The following is a 20,822-nucleotide window of genomic DNA, read 5'->3' as shown; positions in this document are numbered from 1 at the left end:
TATAGTATAGGGTACGTCCGCGCGAGCCCAAAGACAGGGGGCACATGAGCATCACCTCAACACCCGCCGAGCACGTCGACGCCGGGCGCGGCGCCTGCGAGCACGACCTCGTCTCCGTAATCATCCCCATCTACAACGTGGAGGCGACGCTCGACGAGTGCCTTGCGAGCGTCGAGGCGCAGACCCATCGCGAGCTCGAGATCATCTGCGTCAACGACGGTGCCACGGACGAGTCGGGCGCCATCGCCCGCGCCCACGCCGCCCGCGACACGCGCTACGTGATCATCGACAAGCCCAACGAGGGCTACGGCGCGTCCTGCAACCGCGGGATCGGCGTCGCGCGCGGGGCGTGGATCGCCATCGTCGAGCCTGACGACGTCGTCGAGCCCGCCTGGATCGAGGGGCTTCTCGCCTGCGCCGGCGCCCACGGCGGCGCCGAGGAGATCGACGTCGTGAAGGCGGCCTACTGGCGCGTCTTCCCCGGGCGGGACGGCGGCGCGCAGACGCGCGCGAGCTGCCCGTACCGAGGCCGCGTCAAGCCGCGCCAGCAGCCCTTCTCCATTGGCGACGGCATCGAGCTCATGCTCCACCACCCCGCCATCTGGTCGGCGCTCTATCGCCGCGGCTACCTTGCCGAGAAGGGCATCCGCTTCCTCGAGATCCCCGGGGCGGGCTGGGCGGACAACCCGTTTATGGTGGAGACGCTCTGCCGCACCGGGCGCATCGCCTACACCGACGAGGCGGGCTATTGCTACCGCGAGCGCGACCTCGACGAGGCGGAGCGCTTCGCCGCGCGCTCGCCGCGCGTGCCGCTCGAGCGCTGGAACGACATGATGGACGCCGCCGAGCGCGCCGGGGTCGACGACCGCCGCGTGCTCGAGGCGCTCGCGCTGCGCGGCGTCAACTACGCCCTGATCACCGTGAGCGCCGTGGGCGAGGACGCCCCGGAGGTGGCGCCCCTGCTCAGAAGCTCCATGGAGCGGCTCGACGCGGACCTCGTGCTCAGGAGCAGCCTCGTGAGCCCCGCCGGCAAGCGCCTGTTCTCGCGCGTCCGCGACATCGAGCGCCCCCGGACGAGCGGCGTCTCCTACTACACGCGAATGGCCCGCGAGGCGTTCCATCGCGTCCGCACGGGCGGGCTCTCGTTTGCCCTCGAGACCCTGCGGCGGCGTCGGCGCGGCGGGCGCGTGTAGCGGGGCGGCGCGCGGCGGGGCCCGAGCGAGCCCCTGAGGGTATGTACACCCTCTCGGTCCGCACGTTCTTCTCGACAGCTCGTCTACCAGCGGATTTGCAAACCGATAAGTCCGGGGCAGTGTACATACCCTCAAAAGCCGGGCGAGAAGAACGCGGCGCCGCGGCTACTCCCCGTGCACCACGGTCGCGAGCCCGGCCGCCTCGCAGCGCGCGACGACGCCCTCGACGTCGGCGTCGGAGAGCTGGGGGACGTCGCGCAGGGCGTAGTCGCGGCCCGTCGCGTCGTACTTGCCCTGGCCCAGCTGGTGGAACGGCAGCACGTCCACCCGAGAGAGCCCCAGCTCGCGGATGCGCGCCACGTTGGCCGCCACGCAGGCGTCGTCGTCGGTGAAGCCGGGGATGATCGGCATGCGCGCGACCACGCGCGCCCCCAGGCCCAGGACCGTGCGCAGGTTGGCGTCGCGCAGCTCCGGGTCGATGCCCGTAACCTCGAGGCTGCGCGCCCGGTCCGCGATCTTGAAGTCGACGAGCAGCACGTCGCAGGCCGCGACCAGGCGCGCCGGGTCCTCGAGCGGCAGCGCGAGCGTGGTCTCGACGGCCGTGGAGAGGCCCTCGGCGCGGCACGCCTCCAGAAAGGCGAGCAGGAAGTCCTGGCGCAGCAGGCACTCCCCGCCCGAGACCGTGACGCCCCCGCCGCTCTCCTCGAAGAAGGCGCCGTCGCGCGCGACCTCCGCCACGAGGTCGTCCACGGTGCGCGTACGGCCGAGCAGCTCCTTGGCGCCGGTGGGGCAGTCCTCGGGCGCCGTGGCGCACGGGGCGCCGCCCGGGCGCGGCGAGCAGTGCATGCAGAGACGCTCCTTGAGGGAGACCTCGGGCTCGGCCGAGAGGTTCTCGGGGTTGCAGCACCACGGGCAGCGGAAGGGGCAGCCCTTGAGAAAGACGACCGTCCGGATGCCGCCCCCGTCGTGCAGCGAGAAGCGCTGGACGTTGGTGACCGTGGCGGGGTTGACAATATAACCTGACGTGTTTGTCATGGGGTTGACAATATAACCTGACGTGTTTGTCAAAGCTCAGCCCAGTGTGTGCTCGGTGCGGTTGATGATGTCGTCCTGGATCGCGCGGGCGAGCTCCACGAACATGGCCGAGTAGCCCGCCACGCGCACCACGAGGTCGCGGTGGTCCTCCGGATGCTTTTGCGCGTCGATGAGCGTTGCCCGGTCCACCACGTTGAACTGGATGTGCTGGATGCCCAGCCGGCAGAAGCTGCGCAGGTAGGCCACCAGGCGCTCGATGCCTGCCTCGCCCTCGAGCGTGGACGGGGAGAACTTGACGTTGAGCAGCGACCCGTTGGTGTCGCGCACGTTCTCGAGCTTGGAGACGGAGAGCAGGCTCGCCGTGGGGCCGCTCTTGTCGCGCCCGACCATCGGAGAGAGCCCGCCGTCGGCGAGCTGCTCCCCGGCGCGCCGACCGTCCGGCGTGGCGCCCACGGCAGCCCCCAGCGGGATGTGCGCCGACACGGTGTAGCTGCCCGGCTGGAAGTGGCCGCCGCGGACGTTCTCGTACTTCTCGACCTCCGCGCCGTAGTGCGCGAGGAAGCGGCGGCCAATCTGGTCGACCTCGTCGACGTCGTTGCCGTACTTGGCGTAGCGGTTGACAAAGCGCTGGCGCCAGACCTCGTCGCCCGTGCCGGACCAGTCGCGCGCGAGCATCTGGAGCAGCTCTCCCCAGCCGAGCGCGCCCTCCTCGAAGACCGCCTTCTTGACCACGTAGAGCGAGTCGGCGAGGTTGGCCGTGCCCACGCCCTGCACGCCCGAGGGGTTGTAGCGCGCCCCTCCGGAGGTGATGTCGGCGCCGCGCTCGAGGGAGTCGTGCACGAGCACCGAGAGCAGCGGCGTGGGCGAGGTCTCGCGGTGCGCCTCGTCGCAGACGTCGCAGCCGCGAACCATGAGGGCGACGTAGTGGTCGATGGTGCGCTCGACCTCGCGCTCGAGGTCCTCGTAGCTCGCAAAGCCCTCGGGATGTCCGGTCATGGCCAGCTCGAGGCAGCGCATCATGTTGAACATGCAGATGTCGTGCAGGCCGTACATGCGCCCGGGGATGGAGAGCTCCACGCAGCCCACGACGGCGTAGTCGCGCGCGTCGGCGAGGCTCACGCCGCGCCGCACGAAGGACTCGACGTTGACCTCGTCGTTGAAGCACTGGGGCAGGCCGTCGCCCAGCCGGATGATCTCCGCCGCCTTGCGCAGCAGCGCCTCGGGCGATCCGGCGTGCACGCGCACGCTCAGGTTGGGCTGGGGCAGGCGCGTGTCCCGCTGGAGGTCGAGCAAGAGCTCGGAGAGCTCGTTCGCGGCGTCGCGTCCCTCGGCGTCGACGCCTCCCACCACGAGGTTGTAGCCCGTGGGAAAGCCCGCGAAGAACTTGGCGCTCTCCGTGGAGCGCACAAAGACCACCGTGTTGGTCTTGAGGTAGAAGCACTGGAGCAGCTCGCGGACCTCGTCGGCGTTCGCGCCGGCCGCCACGCTCGCGCGGTAGTAGGGCAGCAGGTACTGGTCCATGCGGCCCAGGCTGATGGAGCTCGCGTTGGACTCGTGCTGCAGCGCCACGCAGACGAGCCAGGTCAGCTGCAGCGCGTCATAGAGGTCACGGCAGGGCTCGGTCGCCACGTGCGCGAGCACGTCCGCCAGCCGCGCGAGCTCGGCGGCGCGCTCCGGCGTGACGGGCAGCGCAACCGTGGCGTTTTGGTCCTCGGGCGCCCGGCCCTCCGCGGCGTCGCGCACGATGCGCTCGTAGCGCCGCACGTAGCCGACGAGCGCGCGCACGCAGAGGGCACCGGCGCGCAGGAAGTCGTTTCCCGGGGCGGCGGCGCTCAGGCGCTCGACCTCGGCAAGCAGGTCCCCCAGGCCGCGCCCCAGCACCTCAGGGATGTCGGCGATGATGTGGCCCTGGCCCTTGTCGGTCTGCGCCACCGCGAAGACGCGCTCGGCCTCCGCCGCCGCCACGTCGTCCGGGCGGTGGGCCTGGTACCAGTCATTGAGGCTCTGACCGGCCCAGAAGGGGTAGAGGACCTCGCGGAAGGTGCGCTTGTCCCGCTCGCTCATCTCAAAGGTGTCCTGCGGGCGCACCGGAAATTGGTCGAGCTCGTCCATGATCCAGTAGGGTGACATCTCCGGCGAGAGCACGCCCGCGCGCGGAGTGGGCGTGCGGTTGCCGGCAAGCAGGTCGTCCCCGTCGATCACGATCCGGTGGCTCTCCAGCACGTGGGCAAAGGCCCGCGCGCGACGCATGACCGGGGGCTGCCCCTCCGTTCGCAGGTAGCTCTCGCGATACAGCAGCGCCCGCTCGAGCGAGATCTGGCGGGGGTTGGCAAAGAGGCTCTCCTTGATGCGTTGGGTGCGCGGCGTGAGCATGCGTCTCTCCCTTAGTCGTGGCTGGACCACAGTGTAGCGCAGACGCGCGGCGGGACGGCGGCCGGGGCGGGCCGGGGCGCGCTTAACATCCGGGCCCGACAAGAGCGAGAATGACGAGAAGAACGGCGGGGCAGCCCGCTACACAAAGAGGTCGGGCGTCACGTCCGCGATGCCCGGGCTCAGCATCGACATCAGACGGGTCTGGACGCACACGAGCGCGGCGTTGCGGGAGCGGATGGGCGCCAGCATGGCGCGGACGGCGTTGCCCTTGGGACGCGCCACGCTCGCCGCGACCTGGGCGCGGTCGGTGTCGATCATCTCCGCCACGATGCGGCGCTGGTCGGCCGTCGGGACGCGGCTCCCCTTGCCGCACGTGGCCTCGATGCAGCCGGCGAGCTGCTCGACGTAGCGGTTCTGGAGCATCTCCATGCTCGCCGCGTCCCCCTCGAGGCCCCAGTGCCGATACAGCCCCAGCAGCGCGGTGTACTCCTCCTCCAGCCGGCGAAAGCCGCGCTGGGCGGGCGCGTCGCCCGCAGACGGCGCGAAGACGCGGCTCACGCGATAGCAGCAGCCCCCGAGCACGCCAATGCGCTCGACGTCGCGCAGGCACGAAAGGACAAAGGCGTGGCCGTGATGGCCCCCCACCGAGAAGCGCGCGCCGCTCGCGTCCACGAGCTCTCGCGAGAAGAGCTTGGCGCAGGCGGGCAGCAGCTGGCCGCGGGCGAAGAGCTCCCAGGCCGCCGCGCGGAAGTCATGCTGGGTGGCGAAGACGCGGTCGGACTCGGCCTCGGCGGACGTCTCGGACGCCCGGCCGGAGCGCGTCCTCAGCGCAAGGCCAAAGCCCCCGACGACGAGCTCGAGCGAGGCGCGCCCCGCCATGTCCACGAGCCGCTCGAGCATCTCGCGGTCCGCCCAGCCGTCATCGTCCATGACGAGGACGTGGGCGCCCCGGGCGCGCTCGAGCGCCAGGTCGAGCGCCTCCTCTCGGGAGCACGCGCCGGCGCGCACCACCTGGATGCGCATGTCGCGTTCGGCGAGGGCCTCGAGCTGGTCGCAGGTGCCGTCGGAGGAGCCGGCGTCGACGGCCACCAGCTCGAAGTTGGACAGGGTCTGCCCCTGGAGGCTCTCGACGCAGCGGCGCACGGTCTTCTCGGCGTCATGGGACGCCATGAGAACGGAGACCGTTGGTGTTGTCGGCGTGTAGTGCGACACTGCCGCGCTTCCTTTCGCCCGCTGCAGGCAACCTGCGAGATCACGCTACTAGGGTATCAGCGCGCGGAAGCGAGAGCGGCCTCTCGGGAGGCCTTGGCAAAATGTGCACAGTGCCGCTACACGGCGGGCACAAGCAGGCCGAGGGCGAGCGAGAGCTGCGTGGCGTCGACGAGCTGGGAACCCGTCTCCACGGCGGCGCCGTCCGCCCCCGCGACGGTCTCCGGGACCAGCGGCGCCTCGCCGGCGACGATGCCCGCGGCGCCCGACGACAAGACCTGCCCGGCGAGCGAGACGAGCTCGCTGGCCTCGAGGTCGGTCATTATCTGCGAGACGAGCTCCTTGGCCTGGCTCACGGGGTCGACGACGCCCTCGGCGGCGAGCGCGGAAAGCTGGCCGAGCACGTCCGCCGTCGAGACGATCACGTGGTCAAAGACGATGCCCGTCTCGTCAGAGAGCAGCTCGACGGTGGCCGCGGGGCCGGACGAAAGATAGACGTCGCCGAGCGCGGCGGGGTTCTCGAAGTCGATCTTTGCGATGGCGGGGATGCCGGCGATCGCGGCAGTTCCCTGCGTCGTGTTGAGGGAGAGGACGCGGGCCGAGACGAGCTGGCTGCCGCCCTCGTCAAGGCCCGAGGCAACGTAGAGCAGCACGTTCTCGAAGGCGTCCGTCGAGGCCGCGTAGCCGTTGCCCTGGGTAGGGTCCTGCGCGGACTGCGAGGAGAGGGCCTCGGAGAGGTCGCGGTCGTCGAGGTGGGACTCGAGCTGGACCCTGCCGTAGACAAACAGCACCACGGCGGCAACGGCGGCGAGCGCCGCCACGCACACGACCGCCCCGATGACGTTGCGATACGGGCTCTCTCGCGGCACGTCGCTCCTGTCGAACCTCTCGCGCCTCCTCGGCATCTCGCTCGCACCTCCCCGTCTGCGCCGGACCCTCGCCAGGCGTCGCCACAGGCGACGGGGCGGCCAGGCGGCGCAGTCATCCGACTCTTCTCACTCGATTATAGGAAATCGCGGCTTTGGCCGGGCAGGGCCACGGCGAGAAGGGCCGTCGGCCCCGCGCCCATCCCGCGGCGGGTGCTAGAACGAGACGCCCAGCACGCCCGCCAGAAGGCCCGCCACGACCGCGATGCCGTAGACGAACAGCGTGATGACGGCGCTCTGGCGCGCGTCGACGTTGGTGCGCCAGAGCACGAGCAGGCCCACGCCGCCCGAGGCGAGAAGACCGGCGAGCATGGGTCCGGCCGCGAGGGCGCCCTCGAGGTAGAGCTCGGTGATCGCGACGCTCGCGGCGCAGTTGGGGATCAGCCCCACGAGCGCGGAGAGGAAGGTGGCGCGCACCGGGTGGTTGGCCACGGCGGCGGCGAGGCTCTCGGTGCCCACCAGCTCCATCGCGAGGCCAAAGACAAAGGTGATGACGAGGATCCACGCGCTCACCTGGACCGTGTGGACGGCGGCGGAGCGCACCACGGCCCAGCGGCCGTGCCCATGGTCGTGACCGTGGCCCTCGGGCTCGTCGTCACAGTGGCAGTGGGCGCGCTCGCAGAGCTCGTGGATGTGGGCGTGCCCGTCGCCGGCACGGCGCAAGAGACGCAGCGCCACGTCCACGGCAAAGCCGATGACGATGCCCACGAGCACCTTTGCCGCCATGATGGCGAGCATGCGCCCGACGGGCTCCTGGTGCGCGAGGAAGACGGGCACCATCTCGTCGGAGGTCGAGAGGATCACCGCGACGAGCGTGCCCGCCGTGAGGACGCGCCCCGCGTAGAGCGTGGCCGCCATGGCGGAGAAGCCGCACTGGGGCACCGCCCCGAGCAGCGCTCCCACGACGGGGCCCGCCTTGCCGGAGCGCTCGACCACGCGCTGGACGCGGTCGGCGCTGGCGTGCTCGAGCGCCTCCATGGTGAGGTAGGTGACAAACAGAAACGGCACGAGCCGCAGCGTGTCCTCCACGCTGTGCTCAAGAACGTGGATGAGGAGGTCCAAGATGCTTCCTTCGTAGGCGTGAGCGCCCGTCAGTCCCAGGGCGCAAGGGAGTGCTCGGGATATTCTACCCCGACGAACGTGAGTCCTTTCGCGGGGGCGCAGGGGCCCGCCGCGGTGCGGTCGCGCGCCTCGAGCACCCGTGAGACCCAGACGGCGTCGCGATGCCCGCGGCCCACCTCCACGAGCGTGCCCGCAATCGTGCGGACCATGTTGTGGAGGAAGGCGTTGCCCGTGACGTCGATGGCAACGAGCTCCTCGCCCGCCTCCGTCACGCGGCTGACGCCGAGATGGCCCACGTAGCGACAGGTGGGCTTGCCCTCCGCGGAGGAGGCCTTGCAGAAGCTCTTAAAGTCGTGCTCCCCCACGAGGGCCTGGGCGGCGGCGTCCATGGCCTCGGCATCGAGTGCGCCGCGATACCACCAGGCGTGGTCCCAGGCGAGCACCGGGCGGGCGTCCGAGGCGGCGATGCGATAGCGATAGCTGCGCGCGAGGGCGTCAAAGCGGGCCGAGAAGCCCGCAGGGGCCCGGTAGAGCGCCTGCACGGAAAGGTCGTCGGGCGTGAGCGCCACGAGGCTGCGCATGAGGCGCGAGCCAGAGAGCTCGTCCTTCTCGGCGCCCGAGACGGGAACGCTCACGTACTGGGCGATCGCGTGGACCCCGGCGTCCGTGCGGCCCGCGCAGGTGAGCTCGCAGGGACGGCGCAGCGCGGTCTCGAGGGCGCGGCGCAGCTCGCCGGCGACGGTGCGCGTGCCGGGCTGCTCCGCGAAGCCGGCAAAGTCCGCCCCCCGGTAACCGAGCTTGATGACCAGCGTTGCCTCGTCTTGGTCTGACATGCGAGCCCCCTTTCGTCCCTTAGGGTAGCACGGGCGCCCCTAGAGCAGAGCGGCCGCGAGGACCCAGGCGAGCCCCAACGCGAGCGCGACCCAGTCGACCGGGCGCAGCGGGCGCGCCATGCTGGTCTGCTCGCCCGTATAGCAGCGGTCCGCCATGGCCTCCGCGAGGTCGTCGGCACGACGGAAGAGCGCCACGACCAGGGGCACGAGCACCCGTCGCCACCCGGCGAGCACCTCCAGCGCGCCGCCGTCCTGCCGCGCCCCGCGGGCGCGCTGGGCCGCCCTGATGCGCTCGAGCTCGGTGGCCGTGATGGGGATGAAGCGCAACGCGATCGAGGTCGCCGTGGAGATGCCGCCCACCGGGACGCCCACGCGCGAGAGCGGCGCCATGAGCCACGAGAGCGCCGTCGCGACCTCCGTGGGCATGGTGGTCGAGGAGAGCGTCAGGGCAAACCCCACCAGAAGGGCAATCCGCGCCACCGCGAGCGCACTGCGCGAGAGCCCGTCGAGCGAGAGGCCCGGCTGCCCCACGAGCACCACGGCGTTGGCGAGCACAGAGAACGCCAGGATGAGCGCCGCCGGCCGCAGGCCGCGAACGACGAGCGCCGGCGACGTCTTGCTCGCCACCAAGGCCGCCACGAGCCCCGCGGCGGCCAGGAGCAGGCCCCAAGGAGCGTCCGCGGCAAAGACGGCCACGGTCGCCAGGACGAGAAGGACGATCTTCACGCGGGCGTCGAGCCGATGCGCGAGGGTGTCGCCCGCCACGTACGCGCCCAAGACCTCACGACCGCGCATGCGCCCTCCCTCCGGACGGAACGGCGGGGCTTCCAGCACACGCAGCCCGGACGAGCAGCGGCGGCTCGAGGCCCGCGGCCTCGAAGAGCGCGGGGTCGCGGCGCGCCATCGCGGCGGGGACCGTGCCCAGGACGCGTCCGTCCCCGAGAAAGGCCACCTCGTCCGCGGCGTCGAGCCACTCCCCCGCGTCGTGGGTGATCACGACCACGGCCGCCCCCTCGTCCGCGAGGCCGCGCACGAAGCGCACGAGCCCGGCGCGACCCGGGGCGTCGAGGCCCGCGGTGGGCTCGTCAAAGACGTAGGCGCCCGGGCGCAGCGCCAGCACGCCGGCGAGCGCCGCGCGTCGCATCTGACCGCCGGAGAGCGAGAAGGGCGAGCGCTCGAGAAGCTCCTCCCCAAGACCCAGGCGCGCGAGCGCGTCGCGGGCGGCCGCCAGGGCGCGCTCCTCCCCCGCCCCGGCCGCACGCGGGCCAAAGGCGACGTCGTCGATGACGGTCTCGCAGAAGAGCTGGTCCTCGGGGCGCTGGAACGAGAGTCCGACCATGCCTGGGCGCACAGCCGTGCCGTCGAGCGTCGCCGTGCCGGCGTCGGGATCGAGCACCCCGGACAGCACGCGCGCCAGCGTCGTCTTGCCCGAGCCGGAGGCCCCCAGCAAGAGCGTGAGGCCCCGTGAGGCGAGCTCGGCGCCCCGCAGCGCGGCGCGGTCGCCATAGCTGAGCTCGACGCCCCGGGCGCGCAGCGTGTGCGCATCGCCGTCCGCAGCGCGGCGCGGGACGCGGCTCCCCGCGTAGGGTGCAAGCCTCTCCGGGCTCGCCGCACGAGCGAGGTCGATGCCGTCGCGGACGGCGCGGGCAAACGCTGCCGCGATGGGGTCCTCGGCGAGGCCCGAGGCCTCGAGCGCCCTATCGTCGCGCAGGAAGGCCTCGGGAGGGCCCTCCCACAGCAGCGCCCCACCCTCCAGCACCGCGACGCGCGTGGCGTCCACGAGCGCCTCCCCGGAGTGCGCGATCTCGAGCACGGCGACCCCGCGGGCGACGAGCGCACGCACCACACCGCGCAGCCGCGTGCGCGTTGCCTGGTCAAGATGGGAGTCGGCCTCGTCGAGAACGAGGTGCGCGGGTCGCATGGCGAGCACCCCTGCCAGGGCGAGGAGCTGCTGCTGCCCGCCGGAGAGCTCGCCGGTGAGGCGCGGGGCAAGCTCGGCGATGCCGCAGGCCTCGAGCGCCTCCCGGACGCGCTCGCGGACCTCATGGGGAGAAAGGCCGAGGTTGCGGGGGCCAAAGGCCACCTCGTCGCGACAGAGGTCGCTCACGACCTGCGAGAGGGGGTCCTGGCGCACGTAGCCCGTCGCGCGCGCAAGCACGGGGCGCGGGGCCGCAGTGACGTCGGCCCCGTCGAGCAGCACGCGCCCGGAGCGCGGCCTGAGGCGGCCGTTGAACATGCGAGCAACCGTCGACTTTCCCGACCCGTTCTTGCCGAGAAGCACGAGGTGCTCGCCGCCACGCAGGGAGAGCGAGACACGGTCCGTCACGTCCTTCTCGCCGTCATACGAGAAGCTGACGTCACGCAGCTCGACCATGCCCCTCCCTCCCACGGCAAACTTGACAATATATCCTGACGCCAGTGTCAAGTTTGACAATATAACCTGACGCCAGTGTCAACACGCGTTACGAAAAGGGCCCTGGCGTGACCGGGGCCCTCGGCAGTGCTCTGCGAGCGAGACGCTACTCGGCGTCCTTCTCGGCGGTCTCCTCGGCGGGAGCCTCCTCAGCGGGGGCCTCCTCGGCCTTGGGCTCCTCGACGGGAGCGGCCTCAACCTTGGTGACCTTGGCCTTCTTGGGAGCGGCCTTGGGGGTGACGGGCTCGGTCACGATCTCCATGATCACGACCTCGGCGGCGTCGCCCTTGCGGGGGCCGAGCTTCATGATGCGGGTGTAGCCGCCGTTGCGGTCGGCCCACATGCCCTGAGCGGCCTTCTCGAAGACCTCGCGGACGAGCTCCTTGTCGCCCACCTTGGCGATGGCGAGACGACGGCTGGCGACGTCGCCCTTCTTGGCCCAGGTGATGACCTTGTCGACGTCGGGGCGGATGGCCTTGGCACGAACGTCGAGGGTCTTGATGCGGTCGTTCTCAAACAGGGCACGGATGAGGCTCTTCTTCATGGCCTTGGTGTGGCTGGCGTCGGTGCCGAGCTTCATGCCCCTCTTCTTGTTGTGTCGCATTTCTAGCTTCTCCTAAATCCGGCTGCGCCTAGGCCTTGAGGGACAGGCCCATGGTCTCGAGCTTGTCCTTGACTTCCTCGATGGACTTGACGCCAAAGTTTCTGATGTTGAGCAGGTCGTTCTCGGAGAACTCGACGAGCTGGCGGACAGAGTGGATGCCCGCGCGCTTGAGGCAGTTGTAGGACCGGACGGAAAGGTCGAGGTCCTCGATCTGCTTGTCGAGCTCCACGTTGTCCTCCACGGCGCCCGTGGCGAAGATGGAGGCGTCCTCGACCGGCTCGTCCTCATCGGCCAGGCCCATGAACGCGGTCATGTGCTGGTTGATGATGTTGGCGGCCTCGACGATGGCGTCGCGCGGGGTGATCGAGCCGTTGGTCTCGATCTCGAGCACGAGGCGGTCGTAGTCCGTGTGACGGCCGACGCGGCAGGCCTCGACGGCCTTGGCGCAGCGACGCACGGGAGAGTAGAGCGAGTCGACGTGGATGATGCCGATCGGGTCGCTCTCGCGCTCATTGTCCTCGCCGGACACGTAGCCGCGGCCGACGCCGATGCGCATCTTCATGGTGAGGTGCGCGCCGGCACCCAGGGTGCAGATGACGTGCTCGGGGTTCACGAGCTCGAACTCGGCGGGGACGTTGAAGTCGCCGCCGGTCACGGTCATGGGGCCGTCAACAGAGATGCTGGCCTCGGCCTCGTCGCCGGTGCCCATCGAGCGGAAGACGAGCCCCTTGACGTTGAGGACGATGTCGGTGACGTCCTCGTAGACGCCGTCGATGGTCGTGAACTCGTGCTGGACGCCATCGATCTGGATGGCCTCGACGGCAGCACCGGAAAGCGAGGAGAGAAGGACCCTGCGCAGCGAGTTGCCGAGCGTGTCGCCATAGCCGCGCTCGAGCGGCTCGGCGCTCACGCGCGCGAGGTTCTCGTTGATCTCCTCGACCGACACCTGGGGTCGGATGAATTCGGACATTGCTACCTCCAAACCTGGTCGGGCTTACTTGGAGTAAAGCTCGACGATCAGCTGCGCGTCGATGTCGAGGTCGATCTGATCGCGCGTCGGCAGCTGGAGGACGGTGCCCTTGAGCTTCTCGATGTCAACCTCGAGCCAGGCCGGCACGGCCATGTGCTCGGAGGAGATGAGGGCCTCCTTGATGGGAAGCAGGTCGCGGGCCTTCTCGGCGACGGCGACGACGTCGCCGGCCTTCACCTGGTAGGAGGGGATGTCCACGCGCTTGCCGTTCACGGTGATGTGGCCGTGACGGACGGTCTGACGGGCCTCCTTGCGGGTGCGGGCAAAGCCGAGGCGGAAGACGACGTTGTCGAGACGGCACTCGAGCAGCATCATCAGGTTGTCGCCGGTGATGCCCTCGATCTTCATGGCGCGGTTGTAGTAGCCGCGGAACTGCTTCTCGAGAACGCCATAGATGAACTTGGCCTTCTGCTTCTCACGAAGCTGGATGCCGTACTCGCTCTCCTGGCGACGACGACGCTTGGGCTCGCGGTGGGAGGTCTTGTTGATGCCCATCACGACAGGGTCGATGCCGAGCTGACGGCACCTCTTGAGGACGGGAGTCCTATCGATAGCCATTGATATTCCTCCTAGCTACACGCGGCGACGCTTGCTCAGACGGCAACCGTTGTGCGCGATGGGGGTCTTGTCCTGGATGCCCGAAACCTCGAGGCCGGCGGCCTGGAGGGAACGGATGGCGGTCTCACGGCCGGAGCCGGGGCCCTTCACGAAGACGGCGACCTTGTGCAGGCCGTGCTCCATGGCCGCCTTGGCAGCAGCCTCGGCGGCGAGCTGGGCGGCGAACGGCGTGGACTTGCGGGAGCCCTTGAAGCCGACGGTGCCGCCGGACTGCCAGGAGATCACGTTGCCCTGGGGGTCGGTGATCGAGACGATCGTGTTGTTGAACGTGCTCTTGATGTGGGCCTGGCCCACGGCGATGTTCTTGCGCTCGGAGCGGCGCACGCGGGTGGTGCGCTGGTTCTTCTTCTGCGGCATTGTCTACTCCCTAGCCCCTCTTCTTGGCACCGATCTGACGCTTCTTGCCCTTGCGGGTGCGAGCGTTGGTGTGGGTGCGCTGACCGTGGACAGGAAGGCCCTTGCGGTGACGGAGGCCGCGGTAGCAGCCGATCTCCATCAGACGGGCGGTGTTCTGCCTAACCTCGCGGCGAAGGTCGCCCTCGGTGGTGAAGTTGGCATCAATGTAGTCACGGATCTTGGTGACCTCATCCTCGGTCAGATCCTTGACGCGGGTGTCTGGGTTCACACCGGTCTCAGCGCAGATCTTGGTGGCGCTGGTGCGACCGATGCCGTAAACGTAGGTGAGTCCGATCTCGACGCGCTTCTCACGCGGCAGATCGACGCCGTTAATACGGGCCAACTGAAGCTCCTTCCTTAGCCCTGACGCTGCTTGTGGCGCGGGTTCTCGCAAATGACGTAAACCTTGCCATGGCGACGAATGATCTTGCACTTGTCGCACATCTTCTTGACCGAAGGACGTACCTTCATGCGTCTTTTCCTTCCGATCGTGCTGATACGAACTTATCTACTCGCCCAGCCGCTGGCGTGAATATCCGAGGCTGTGTGAGCGCGCCTACTTGTAGCGGTAGGTGATGCGCCCCCTGGTCAGGTCGTACGGGGAGATCTCCACGACGACCTTGTCACCGGGGAGGATGCGGATGTAGTTCATCCTGATCTTCCCGGAGATGGTGCAGAGAATGGTCTTGCCGTTCTCGAGCTCGACGTTGAACATGGCATTGGGCAGGGGCTCGACGACCTTGCCCTCAAGCTCGATGGCATCTTGCTTGCTCAATGTTCTATCCCTCTCATCGCTGCCACAGCGACCAAATATCATACCTAATAATCACAAAAACTTCCAGGCTGCATCAGACGCACATAAGACGCAGCCTGGAAGTTCATGAGACGGGAAACTACTCCTCGACGCCGCCCTGCATCGGGCACCACGGGCCCTGCTCGTCCTCGGTGAGGATGACGGGGCCGTCGGCCGTGATCGCAACGGTGTTCTCGTAGTGCGCGGCGGGCAGGCCGTCGCGCGTGACGACGGTCCAGCCGTTGGCGAGGGTCATGCACTGGTAGGTGCCCATCGTGATCATGGGCTCGATGGCGATGACCATGCCGGCCTGCAGACGAACGCCGCGACCGCGCTTGCCGTAGTTTCTGACCTCGGGGTCCTCGTGCATGACGCGGCCGACGCCGTGGCCCACGTAGTCGCGGACCACGCCGTAGCCGTTGCCCTCGGCGAGCTCCTGCACCGCGGCGCCGATGTCGCCGAGGTGGTTGCCCGGGACGGCCTGCTCGATGGCGGCCTTGAGGCAGTCGCGCGTGCACTCGCAGAGCGCCTTGTACTCCTCGGAGGGCTCGCCGACGTAGAACGTCCAGGCGTTGTCGCCGACCCACCCCTGGTAGGTGGCGCCGGTGTCGATGGAGATGATGTCGCCGTCCTGCAGCACCGTCGAGGGGGACGGGATGCCGTGGACGATCTGCTCGTTGACCGAGGAGCAGATGCTCGCGGGGAAGCCGCCGTAGCCCTTGAAGGTGGGGGTGGCGCCGTGGAGGCGGATGAAGCCCTCCACGACCTGGTCGATCTCCTTCGTGGTGACCCCGGGGCGCACGAGGGCCCCAGCACGACGAAGGGCCGCCTTGGACAGAGCCCCGGCGGCCTTCATCTGGTCAATCTCAACAGGTGACTTGATGTTGATCATAGACCGAGGAGACTCTTGGCATCGGCGTAGACAACGTCGACGGGACGGTCTCCGTCAACCTCCTTCAGAATGGAGTGACCCTTGTAGTACTCGATCAGCGGCGCGGTCTGCGTCGCGTAGACGTCCAGACGGTGCTGGATGGTCTCGGGCTTGTCGTCATCGCGCTGATACATCTCGCCGCCGCAGCGCGGGCAAGTGTCCACGCCGGCGGGCGCCGTGTAGCCGCAATCGCGGCAGGTGCGGCGGGAGCTCAGACGCTCCACGATGACGGAAGGCTCAACGGAGACGAGCAGGGCGGCGTCGAGAGAGCGGCCCATGGCGGAGAGCTCGGAGTCGAGGGCCACGGCCTGTGCGGTGTTGCGCGGGAAGCCGTCGAGGATGAAGCCCGCCTGGGCGTCATCGGCCTCGAGGCGCTCCTTGACCAGGTCGATCACGAGGTCGTCGGGAACGAGCTGGCCGGCGTCCATGAAGCCCTTGGCCTTCTTGCCGAGCTTGGAGCCCTCCTTGATGGCCGCGCGAAGCAGGTCACCGGTGGAGATGTGGGCAAAGCCAAACTCTGCCACGAGCTTCTGGGCCTGCGTGCCCTTGCCCGCGCCCGGACCGCCGAGAAGAACGATGTTCATTGCAACCGCCTTTCTGTAGCCTGTCCCTACCCTGCCAACGACGGCCTACTTGAAGAAGCCGTCGTAGTTGTGCATCTTGAGCTGGCTCTCGATGGACGAAAGGGTGTCCATGGCAACGCTCACCATGATCAGGATCGAGGTGCCGCCAAAGGCCTGGATCAGCGGATTGCCCGTGAACCAGAAGATGACCGTCGGCACGACAGCGAGAACCGCCATGAACAGCGCGCCCGGCAGCGTGATGTGATCGATGGTGCTCTTGATGTACTCGGCCGTGGCCGCGCCAGGACGGACGCCCGGGATGAAGCCACCCTGCTTGCGCAGCTGGTCCGCGGTCTCGGTGGGGTTGAACACCATCGAGGAGTAGAAGTACGCGAAGGCCACGATGAGGAGGACGGAGAGCACCCAGTTGATCCAGCCGGAAGAGAGCGCGTTGGCGACCGCCTGGACCCAGTCGACGCTCGGGAAGAAGACGGCGAGCTGAGCCGGGAGGTACAGGATGGCCGAGGCAAAGATGATCGGCACGACGCCGGCGGTGTTCACCTTGATCGGGAGATAGGTGGACTGGCCGCCCATCATCCGACGCCCCACGACGCGCTTGGCGTACTGGATGGGGATGCGGCGCTGGCCACGCTCGACGAAGACGATGAGCGGGATGACCGCGACGATGATCACGAGGGTCACGACCGTCAGGATGATGTTGCCCGCAGAGGTCACGGAGCTGATCAGCGAGGTCGGCAGACCGGACATGATGTTCGCGAAGATGATCAGCGACATGCCGTTGCCCACGCCGCGCTGGGTGATGATCTCGCCGAGCCACATGATGATCATGGCGCCCACGACCATCGTGAAGACGACGAGGACATCAAGCAGAAGCTCGGGAGCCCCCGCGTTGGCGAGGCTCACGCCATAGCTCCTGAACAGGAACAGGTAACCGATGGCGTTGAGCAGGGCGAGGCCGATCGTGAGATAACGCGTGTACTGCGTGATCTTGCGCTGACCGGCCTCGCCCTCCTTCGCGAGTTCGCCAAGGGACGGAATCACGGCCTGGAGCATCTGCAGGATGATCTGCGCCGTGATGTAGGGCATGATGCCGAGGCTGAACACGGACATGCGGGAAAGCGCGCCACCCGAGAAGAGGTTGAGCACGGCCATAGCACCGCTCGAGGACAGCCCGGCCTGATAAGCGCTGAGCAGGTCCTGGAACGGGGCACCCGGAACGGGCAGATAGGCGCCAAAGCGGTAGAGCAGAAGAACGCCCGCCGTCAGCAGCAGCTTCTGTCGGAGCTCCGGAATGCGGAATGCGTTGGCGATTCCCTTTAGCACGCCTGCTCGACCTTTCCTCCGGCCGCCTCGATCTTAGCCTGGGCAGAGGCGGAGACCTTGTCCACCTTGACGGTGAGCTTCTTGGAGAGCTCGCCGTCGCCGAGGACCTTCACGGGAATATAGTTGTGCTTGATGACGCCCTTGGCAACCAGGGCATCGGCGTCCACGACGTCACCGTCGGCGAACAGCGCCTCGAGACGGGCGACGTTCACGGGAGCGTACTCGACGCGGTTGTGGTTGATGAAGCCGGGGAGCTTGGGGAGACGCATCGCGAGCGGCTGCTGGCCACCCTCGAAGCCCTTGCCCTTGCCGCCGCCGGAGCGGGAGAGCTGGCCCTTGGTGCCGCGACCGGCCGTGGTGCCGTGACCGGACGAGTTGCCGCGGCCGATGCGCTTGCGGTTCTTGCGCGAGCCCTCCGCGGGACGCAGATCGTTGAGCTGCATGAGTGACTCCTAGTTCTCTTCCACGGTGACAAGGTGCTTGACCTTGAAGATCATTCCACGAATGCTCGGGTTGTCGGGCTGGACGACCTCGTCGCCGATCTTGCGGAGGCCGAGCGCCTTGCAGGTGGCCGTCTGGTCCTTCTTGACGGAGGCCACGGCGCTGCGCACGAGCTTGATCTTGAGGGACTGAGCCATCGTTAGTTCTCCTTCCCGCAGAACATCTCGCCGACGGTCATGCCGCGACGCTCGGCGGCCTGCTCGGGGCTGGAGAGCTCCTTGAGGCCCTCGGCGGCGGCCTTGATGATGTTCATGGCGTTGTTGGTGCCGAGGGACTTCGAGAGCACGTTGGTGATGCCAGCGAGCTCGAAGAGCGGGCGCACCGGGCCGCCGGCGATGACGCCGGTACCCTCGATGGCCGGCTTGATCAGGACGCGGCCGGCGCCGTAGTGGCCCTCGACGGTGTGCGGAATCGTGCCGTGCTCGGTGACGGGCACCTTGAACATGTTCTTCTTGGCGTCCTCGATGCCCTTCTGGATGGCCAGGGGCACCTCGGCGGACTTGCCCATGCCGAGGCCGACGTTGCCCTTGCCGTCGCCGACGGCGACGAGGGCGACGAGGGACATGCGGCGACCGCCCTTGACGGTCTTGGAGACACGGTGGATGTAGACGACGCGCTCCTGAAGATCCGTGTCCTGCTGGCGCTTACGATCTCGTGCCATTGAATCCTCCTAGAACTTCAGGCCCGCGCTGCGGGCACCGTCTGCCAGAGCCTTGACACGGCCGTGATAGATGCGGCCACCGCGGTCGAAGGTGACCTCGGTGACGCCCTTCTCGACGGCGCGCTTCCCGACGAGCTCGCCCACGAAGGTGGCGGCGTCCTTGTTGGAGCCGAGCTTGCCCGTGGCGCGGAACTCGGGGTCGAGGGTCGAGGCAGAGCAGATGGTCTTGCCGTCGGCATCGTCGATGACCTGAGCGTAGATGTTGGCGTTGGTGCGGTGCACGCTGAGGCGCGGACGCTCAGCGGTGCCGAAGATCTTGGCGCGGACGCGGCGCTCGCGGCGCTTGAGGCCGGCCTTCTTCGCCTGCTGCTTGTTCATTCCTTCTCCTTAGACGTGCCATTACCTGACGGGGTAATGGTCTTTCCTAAACCTCAGGCTACTTGGCGGCCTTGCCGAGCTTCCTGCGGATGTGCTCACCCACGTAGTGGATGCCCTTGCCCTTGTAGGGCTCGGGCGGACGCTTCATGCGGATCTCGGCCGCAACCTGGCCGACCTGCTCCTTGGAGATGCCCTTGACGTTGATGTGGGTGTTGTCGGGCACCTCGAACGTGATGTTCTCGGGAGCGGGGTAGATCACGGGGTGGGAGTAGCCCAGGGAGAGGTCAAGGTCCTTGCCCTTGAGCGTGGCACGGTAGCCGACGCCGGTGAGCTCGAGCTTCTTCTCGAAGCCCTCGGACACGCCGACGACCATGTTGTGGAGAAGGGTGCGGGTGAGGCCCTGCTGGGCGTTGGAGGCGGTGGACTCGTCGACGCGCACGACGTGAAGCTCCTCGCCCTCCTCCTCGATCTTGACGAGGTTGGAGAAGGTGCGGGTCAGCTCGCCCTTGCCGCCCTTGACGGTAACGGTGGTGCCATCAACTGTCACAGTGACTCCGGCGGGAACCTGGACAGGCTGCTTACCAATACGAGACACGTCAGTCTCCTTTCATTCCTGCCGGGAGTTACCAGATGTAGGCGATGACCTCGCCGCCGATGCCCTGCTTGCGGGCGTCGCGGTCGCACATCATGCCCTTGGAGGTGGAAATGACGGCGGTGCCGAGGCCACCGAGAACGCGGGGGAGCTTCTCGGCGGTGGAGTAGATGCGAAGACCCGGCTTGGAGATGCGACGGATGCCGCGGATGACCTTCGCGTGACGGGCGCCGTACTTGAGGGTGACGTGCAGGGTCTTCTGCGGGGTCGTGTCCTCGACCTCGTAGCCTGCGATGTAGCCCTCCTCGCAGATGACGCGGGCAATCTCAACGAGCACCTTGGTCGAAGGCATGGAGACCTCCGGCTTGTTGGCAGCGTTGGCGTTGCGAATGCGCGTCAGCATGTCAGAAATGGGATCAGTGATCTTCATGGATCATTCTCCTTCGGTAATGATGAACCTGCGTGTCCGGTTCGCTTGCACCCATGGCGCAAACGCCTGGACGCGAGAGCCCCGGGGTCCTACCAGCTCGCCTTGCGGACGCCAGGAAGCTCGCCCTTGCTCGCAAGCTCGCGGAAGCAGACGCGGCAGAGGCCGAACTTGCGATAGACGGAGTGGGGACGCCCACAACGCTGGCAGCGGTTCTGCTTGCGCGTCGAGAACTTCGGCTCGCGCTGAGCCTTGACGATCATCGATGTCTTAGCCACAAATCCTCCTTCAGTGCACTCTTGGCGACCCGGGTCCCCGGGACGCCGTGACGATATTTGACCTACTCAGCCTTGAACGGGAAGCGGAAGGCCTTGAGCAGCGCCTTGCCCTCCTCGTCGGTCTGAGCGGTGGTCACGATGGTGATGTCCATGCCGCGGGTGTGGTCGATCTTGTCGAAGTCGATCTCCGGGAAGATGAGCTGCTCGGTGACGCCCATGGAGAAGTTGCCACGGCCGTCGAAGCTCTTCGGGGAGATGCCGCGGAAGTCGCGGATGCGCGGGATGGCGATGCAGATGAGACGATCGAGGAACTCCCACATGCGGTCGCCGCGCAGGGTCACCTTGGCGCCAATGGGCATGCCGGCGCGCAGGTGGAAGGTGGCGATGGACTTGCGGGCGTGGGTCACGAGCGGCTGCTGGCCGGTGATGGCGCGCAGGTCGGCGACGGCGCCGTCGATGGCCTTGGCGTCCGTGGCGGCCTCGCCGACGCCCATGTTCACGACGATCTTCTCGATCTTGGGGATCTGGTTGACGTTCTTGTAGCCAAACTGCTTCTGGAGCTCGTCACGGACGGTGGCGAAGTACTGCTCCTTGAGACGCGGGACCATCTTGTCTGCCATGTTCTTCTCCTTAACTCTTGGGGTTCTCAGCACGGGGTTTCT

At 68.1% G+C, this 20,822-nt stretch carries 27 protein-coding genes; 1 reads left to right on the top strand and 26 read right to left on the bottom strand.

Annotated features, from left to right (window positions below; translation table 11 throughout):
* Nucleotides 1–44: 44 nt before the first annotated feature.
* Nucleotides 45–1,193, top strand: a complete 1,149-nt coding sequence (locus tag NW198_RS07300; RefSeq protein WP_258340574.1) for a glycosyltransferase — start codon at nucleotides 45–47, stop codon at nucleotides 1,191–1,193.
* Nucleotides 1,194–1,358: 165 nt separating this feature from the next.
* Here the strand turns inward: NW198_RS07300 and NW198_RS07295 are convergent, their stop codons facing one another.
* The 26 genes from NW198_RS07295 to rplE form a co-directional block, all read right to left on the bottom strand.
* Nucleotides 1,359–2,228, bottom strand: a complete 870-nt coding sequence (locus tag NW198_RS07295; protein ID WP_258340573.1) for a radical SAM protein — start codon at nucleotides 2,226–2,228, stop codon at nucleotides 1,359–1,361.
* Between the two features lie 36 nt (nucleotides 2,229–2,264).
* The gene (locus tag NW198_RS07290) at nucleotides 2,265–4,601 is read right to left on the bottom strand and encodes a formate C-acetyltransferase/glycerol dehydratase family glycyl radical enzyme (RefSeq protein WP_258340572.1); all 2,337 of its coding nucleotides are present in this window, start codon (nucleotides 4,599–4,601) and stop codon (nucleotides 2,265–2,267) included.
* A gap of 138 nt (nucleotides 4,602–4,739) precedes the next feature.
* The gene (locus tag NW198_RS07285) at nucleotides 4,740–5,813 is read right to left on the bottom strand and encodes a glycosyltransferase family 2 protein (RefSeq protein WP_087314461.1); all 1,074 of its coding nucleotides are present in this window, start codon (nucleotides 5,811–5,813) and stop codon (nucleotides 4,740–4,742) included.
* A gap of 116 nt (nucleotides 5,814–5,929) precedes the next feature.
* Nucleotides 5,930–6,679: a hypothetical protein gene (locus NW198_RS07280; protein ID WP_258340571.1), complete on the bottom strand. Its 750-nt coding sequence runs from the start codon at nucleotides 6,677–6,679 to the stop codon at nucleotides 5,930–5,932.
* A gap of 213 nt (nucleotides 6,680–6,892) precedes the next feature.
* Nucleotides 6,893–7,798, bottom strand: a complete 906-nt coding sequence (locus NW198_RS07275) for a putative manganese transporter (RefSeq protein WP_258340570.1) — start codon at nucleotides 7,796–7,798, stop codon at nucleotides 6,893–6,895.
* A 29-nt stretch (nucleotides 7,799–7,827) separates the two neighbouring features.
* The gene (gene truA / locus NW198_RS07270; protein ID WP_087314467.1) at nucleotides 7,828–8,631 is read right to left on the bottom strand and encodes a tRNA pseudouridine(38-40) synthase TruA; all 804 of its coding nucleotides are present in this window, start codon (nucleotides 8,629–8,631) and stop codon (nucleotides 7,828–7,830) included.
* Nucleotides 8,632–8,670: 39 nt separating this feature from the next.
* Complete coding sequence (locus NW198_RS07265) at nucleotides 8,671–9,426, bottom strand: energy-coupling factor transporter transmembrane protein EcfT (protein ID WP_258340569.1); 756 nt, start codon at nucleotides 9,424–9,426, stop codon at nucleotides 8,671–8,673.
* Nucleotides 9,413–11,005, bottom strand: a complete 1,593-nt coding sequence (locus NW198_RS07260) for an ABC transporter ATP-binding protein (RefSeq protein WP_258340568.1) — start codon at nucleotides 11,003–11,005, stop codon at nucleotides 9,413–9,415. Before NW198_RS07260 ends, NW198_RS07265 begins: the two co-directional genes overlap by 14 nt.
* A gap of 145 nt (nucleotides 11,006–11,150) precedes the next feature.
* Entirely contained in the window at nucleotides 11,151–11,648 is a 498-nt protein-coding gene (rplQ, locus tag NW198_RS07255; RefSeq protein ID WP_258340567.1) for a 50S ribosomal protein L17, read from the bottom strand.
* Nucleotides 11,649–11,676: 28 nt separating this feature from the next.
* Nucleotides 11,677–12,618 carry a DNA-directed RNA polymerase subunit alpha gene (locus tag NW198_RS07250; RefSeq protein WP_087314475.1) on the bottom strand — a complete coding sequence of 314 codons (942 nt, stop codon included), beginning with the start codon at nucleotides 12,616–12,618 and terminating at the stop codon, nucleotides 11,677–11,679.
* 24 nt (nucleotides 12,619–12,642) lie between these two features.
* Nucleotides 12,643–13,236, bottom strand: a complete 594-nt coding sequence (gene rpsD, locus NW198_RS07245) for a 30S ribosomal protein S4 (RefSeq protein WP_087314476.1) — start codon at nucleotides 13,234–13,236, stop codon at nucleotides 12,643–12,645.
* A 15-nt stretch (nucleotides 13,237–13,251) separates the two neighbouring features.
* The gene (rpsK, locus tag NW198_RS07240; protein ID WP_075279274.1) at nucleotides 13,252–13,653 is read right to left on the bottom strand and encodes a 30S ribosomal protein S11; all 402 of its coding nucleotides are present in this window, start codon (nucleotides 13,651–13,653) and stop codon (nucleotides 13,252–13,254) included.
* Nucleotides 13,654–13,663: 10 nt separating this feature from the next.
* The gene (gene rpsM, locus NW198_RS07235; RefSeq protein ID WP_087314478.1) at nucleotides 13,664–14,035 is read right to left on the bottom strand and encodes a 30S ribosomal protein S13; all 372 of its coding nucleotides are present in this window, start codon (nucleotides 14,033–14,035) and stop codon (nucleotides 13,664–13,666) included.
* A gap of 14 nt (nucleotides 14,036–14,049) precedes the next feature.
* Nucleotides 14,050–14,163 (bottom strand): 50S ribosomal protein L36, encoded by a 114-nt coding sequence (gene rpmJ, locus NW198_RS07230; RefSeq protein WP_013252436.1) that lies wholly within the window; start codon nucleotides 14,161–14,163, stop codon nucleotides 14,050–14,052.
* 85 nt (nucleotides 14,164–14,248) lie between these two features.
* Nucleotides 14,249–14,467 (bottom strand): translation initiation factor IF-1, encoded by a 219-nt coding sequence (gene infA / locus NW198_RS07225; RefSeq protein WP_075575875.1) that lies wholly within the window; start codon nucleotides 14,465–14,467, stop codon nucleotides 14,249–14,251.
* A 118-nt stretch (nucleotides 14,468–14,585) separates the two neighbouring features.
* Nucleotides 14,586–15,377: a type I methionyl aminopeptidase gene (gene map / locus NW198_RS07220; protein WP_258340563.1), complete on the bottom strand. Its 792-nt coding sequence runs from the start codon at nucleotides 15,375–15,377 to the stop codon at nucleotides 14,586–14,588.
* Nucleotides 15,374–16,000 (bottom strand): adenylate kinase, encoded by a 627-nt coding sequence (locus NW198_RS07215; protein ID WP_087314483.1) that lies wholly within the window; start codon nucleotides 15,998–16,000, stop codon nucleotides 15,374–15,376. The genes map and NW198_RS07215 overlap by 4 nt, the downstream gene beginning before the upstream one ends.
* A gap of 45 nt (nucleotides 16,001–16,045) precedes the next feature.
* Nucleotides 16,046–17,323 carry a preprotein translocase subunit SecY gene (gene secY / locus NW198_RS07210; protein WP_087314485.1) on the bottom strand — a complete coding sequence of 426 codons (1,278 nt, stop codon included), beginning with the start codon at nucleotides 17,321–17,323 and terminating at the stop codon, nucleotides 16,046–16,048.
* Nucleotides 17,317–17,766, bottom strand: a complete 450-nt coding sequence (gene rplO / locus NW198_RS07205; RefSeq protein ID WP_087314487.1) for a 50S ribosomal protein L15 — start codon at nucleotides 17,764–17,766, stop codon at nucleotides 17,317–17,319. Before rplO ends, secY begins: the two co-directional genes overlap by 7 nt.
* 9 nt (nucleotides 17,767–17,775) lie before the next feature.
* Entirely contained in the window at nucleotides 17,776–17,961 is a 186-nt protein-coding gene (gene rpmD / locus NW198_RS07200) for a 50S ribosomal protein L30 (protein ID WP_087314489.1), read from the bottom strand.
* Nucleotides 17,962–17,963: 2 nt separating this feature from the next.
* Nucleotides 17,964–18,485, bottom strand: a complete 522-nt coding sequence (gene rpsE / locus NW198_RS07195; RefSeq protein WP_087218554.1) for a 30S ribosomal protein S5 — start codon at nucleotides 18,483–18,485, stop codon at nucleotides 17,964–17,966.
* Nucleotides 18,486–18,494: 9 nt separating this feature from the next.
* On the bottom strand, nucleotides 18,495–18,863 hold the full coding sequence (gene rplR / locus NW198_RS07190) for a 50S ribosomal protein L18 (RefSeq protein ID WP_072374206.1): 369 nt from the start codon (nucleotides 18,861–18,863) through the stop codon (nucleotides 18,495–18,497).
* A gap of 58 nt (nucleotides 18,864–18,921) precedes the next feature.
* Nucleotides 18,922–19,458, bottom strand: a complete 537-nt coding sequence (rplF, locus tag NW198_RS07185) for a 50S ribosomal protein L6 (protein ID WP_087314491.1) — start codon at nucleotides 19,456–19,458, stop codon at nucleotides 18,922–18,924.
* Nucleotides 19,459–19,486: 28 nt separating this feature from the next.
* Nucleotides 19,487–19,885, bottom strand: a complete 399-nt coding sequence (rpsH, locus tag NW198_RS07180; protein WP_087314493.1) for a 30S ribosomal protein S8 — start codon at nucleotides 19,883–19,885, stop codon at nucleotides 19,487–19,489.
* Nucleotides 19,886–19,974: 89 nt separating this feature from the next.
* Nucleotides 19,975–20,160 carry a type Z 30S ribosomal protein S14 gene (locus NW198_RS07175; RefSeq protein WP_075279264.1) on the bottom strand — a complete coding sequence of 62 codons (186 nt, stop codon included), beginning with the start codon at nucleotides 20,158–20,160 and terminating at the stop codon, nucleotides 19,975–19,977.
* A 62-nt stretch (nucleotides 20,161–20,222) separates the two neighbouring features.
* Nucleotides 20,223–20,780, bottom strand: a complete 558-nt coding sequence (gene rplE / locus NW198_RS07170) for a 50S ribosomal protein L5 (protein WP_087314495.1) — start codon at nucleotides 20,778–20,780, stop codon at nucleotides 20,223–20,225.
* Between the last annotated feature and the right edge of the window lie 42 nt (nucleotides 20,781–20,822).

The sequence above is a fragment of the Thermophilibacter sp. ET337 genome, from assembly GCF_024733715.1.
Classification (GTDB): domain Bacteria; phylum Actinomycetota; class Coriobacteriia; order Coriobacteriales; family Atopobiaceae; genus Thermophilibacter.
The sequence above is the reverse complement of the archived record's forward strand: the minus strand, read 5'-3'. Positions and strand labels throughout refer to the sequence as shown.

Bases quoted from the DNA above. Each gene is read 5' to 3' on its own strand.
- NW198_RS07300 (WP_258340574.1), top strand. From the start codon at position 45: ATGAGCATCACCTCAACACCCGCCGAGCACGTCGACGCCGGGCGCGGC.
- NW198_RS07295 (WP_258340573.1), bottom strand. From the start codon at position 2,228: ATGACAAACACGTCAGGTTATATTGTCAACCCCGCCACGGTCACCAAC.
- NW198_RS07290 (WP_258340572.1), bottom strand. From the start codon at position 4,601: ATGCTCACGCCGCGCACCCAACGCATCAAGGAGAGCCTCTTTGCCAAC.
- truA (WP_087314467.1), bottom strand. From the start codon at position 8,631: ATGTCAGACCAAGACGAGGCAACGCTGGTCATCAAGCTCGGTTACCGG.
- NW198_RS07265 (WP_258340569.1), bottom strand. From the start codon at position 9,426: ATGCGCGGTCGTGAGGTCTTGGGCGCGTACGTGGCGGGCGACACCCTC.
- NW198_RS07260 (WP_258340568.1), bottom strand. From the start codon at position 11,005: ATGGTCGAGCTGCGTGACGTCAGCTTCTCGTATGACGGCGAGAAGGAC.
- rplQ (WP_258340567.1), bottom strand. From the start codon at position 11,648: ATGCGACACAACAAGAAGAGGGGCATGAAGCTCGGCACCGACGCCAGC.
- NW198_RS07250 (WP_087314475.1), bottom strand. From the start codon at position 12,618: ATGTCCGAATTCATCCGACCCCAGGTGTCGGTCGAGGAGATCAACGAG.
- rpsD (WP_087314476.1), bottom strand. From the start codon at position 13,236: ATGGCTATCGATAGGACTCCCGTCCTCAAGAGGTGCCGTCAGCTCGGC.
- rpsK (WP_075279274.1), bottom strand. From the start codon at position 13,653: ATGCCGCAGAAGAAGAACCAGCGCACCACCCGCGTGCGCCGCTCCGAG.
- rpmJ (WP_013252436.1), bottom strand. From the start codon at position 14,163: ATGAAGGTACGTCCTTCGGTCAAGAAGATGTGCGACAAGTGCAAGATC.
- map (WP_258340563.1), bottom strand. From the start codon at position 15,377: ATGATCAACATCAAGTCACCTGTTGAGATTGACCAGATGAAGGCCGCC.
- NW198_RS07215 (WP_087314483.1), bottom strand. From the start codon at position 16,000: ATGAACATCGTTCTTCTCGGCGGTCCGGGCGCGGGCAAGGGCACGCAG.
- rplO (WP_087314487.1), bottom strand. From the start codon at position 17,766: ATGCAGCTCAACGATCTGCGTCCCGCGGAGGGCTCGCGCAAGAACCGC.
- rpmD (WP_087314489.1), bottom strand. From the start codon at position 17,961: ATGGCTCAGTCCCTCAAGATCAAGCTCGTGCGCAGCGCCGTGGCCTCC.
- rpsE (WP_087218554.1), bottom strand. From the start codon at position 18,485: ATGGCACGAGATCGTAAGCGCCAGCAGGACACGGATCTTCAGGAGCGC.
- rplR (WP_072374206.1), bottom strand. From the start codon at position 18,863: ATGAACAAGCAGCAGGCGAAGAAGGCCGGCCTCAAGCGCCGCGAGCGC.
- rpsH (WP_087314493.1), bottom strand. From the start codon at position 19,885: ATGAAGATCACTGATCCCATTTCTGACATGCTGACGCGCATTCGCAAC.
- rplE (WP_087314495.1), bottom strand. From the start codon at position 20,780: ATGGCAGACAAGATGGTCCCGCGTCTCAAGGAGCAGTACTTCGCCACC.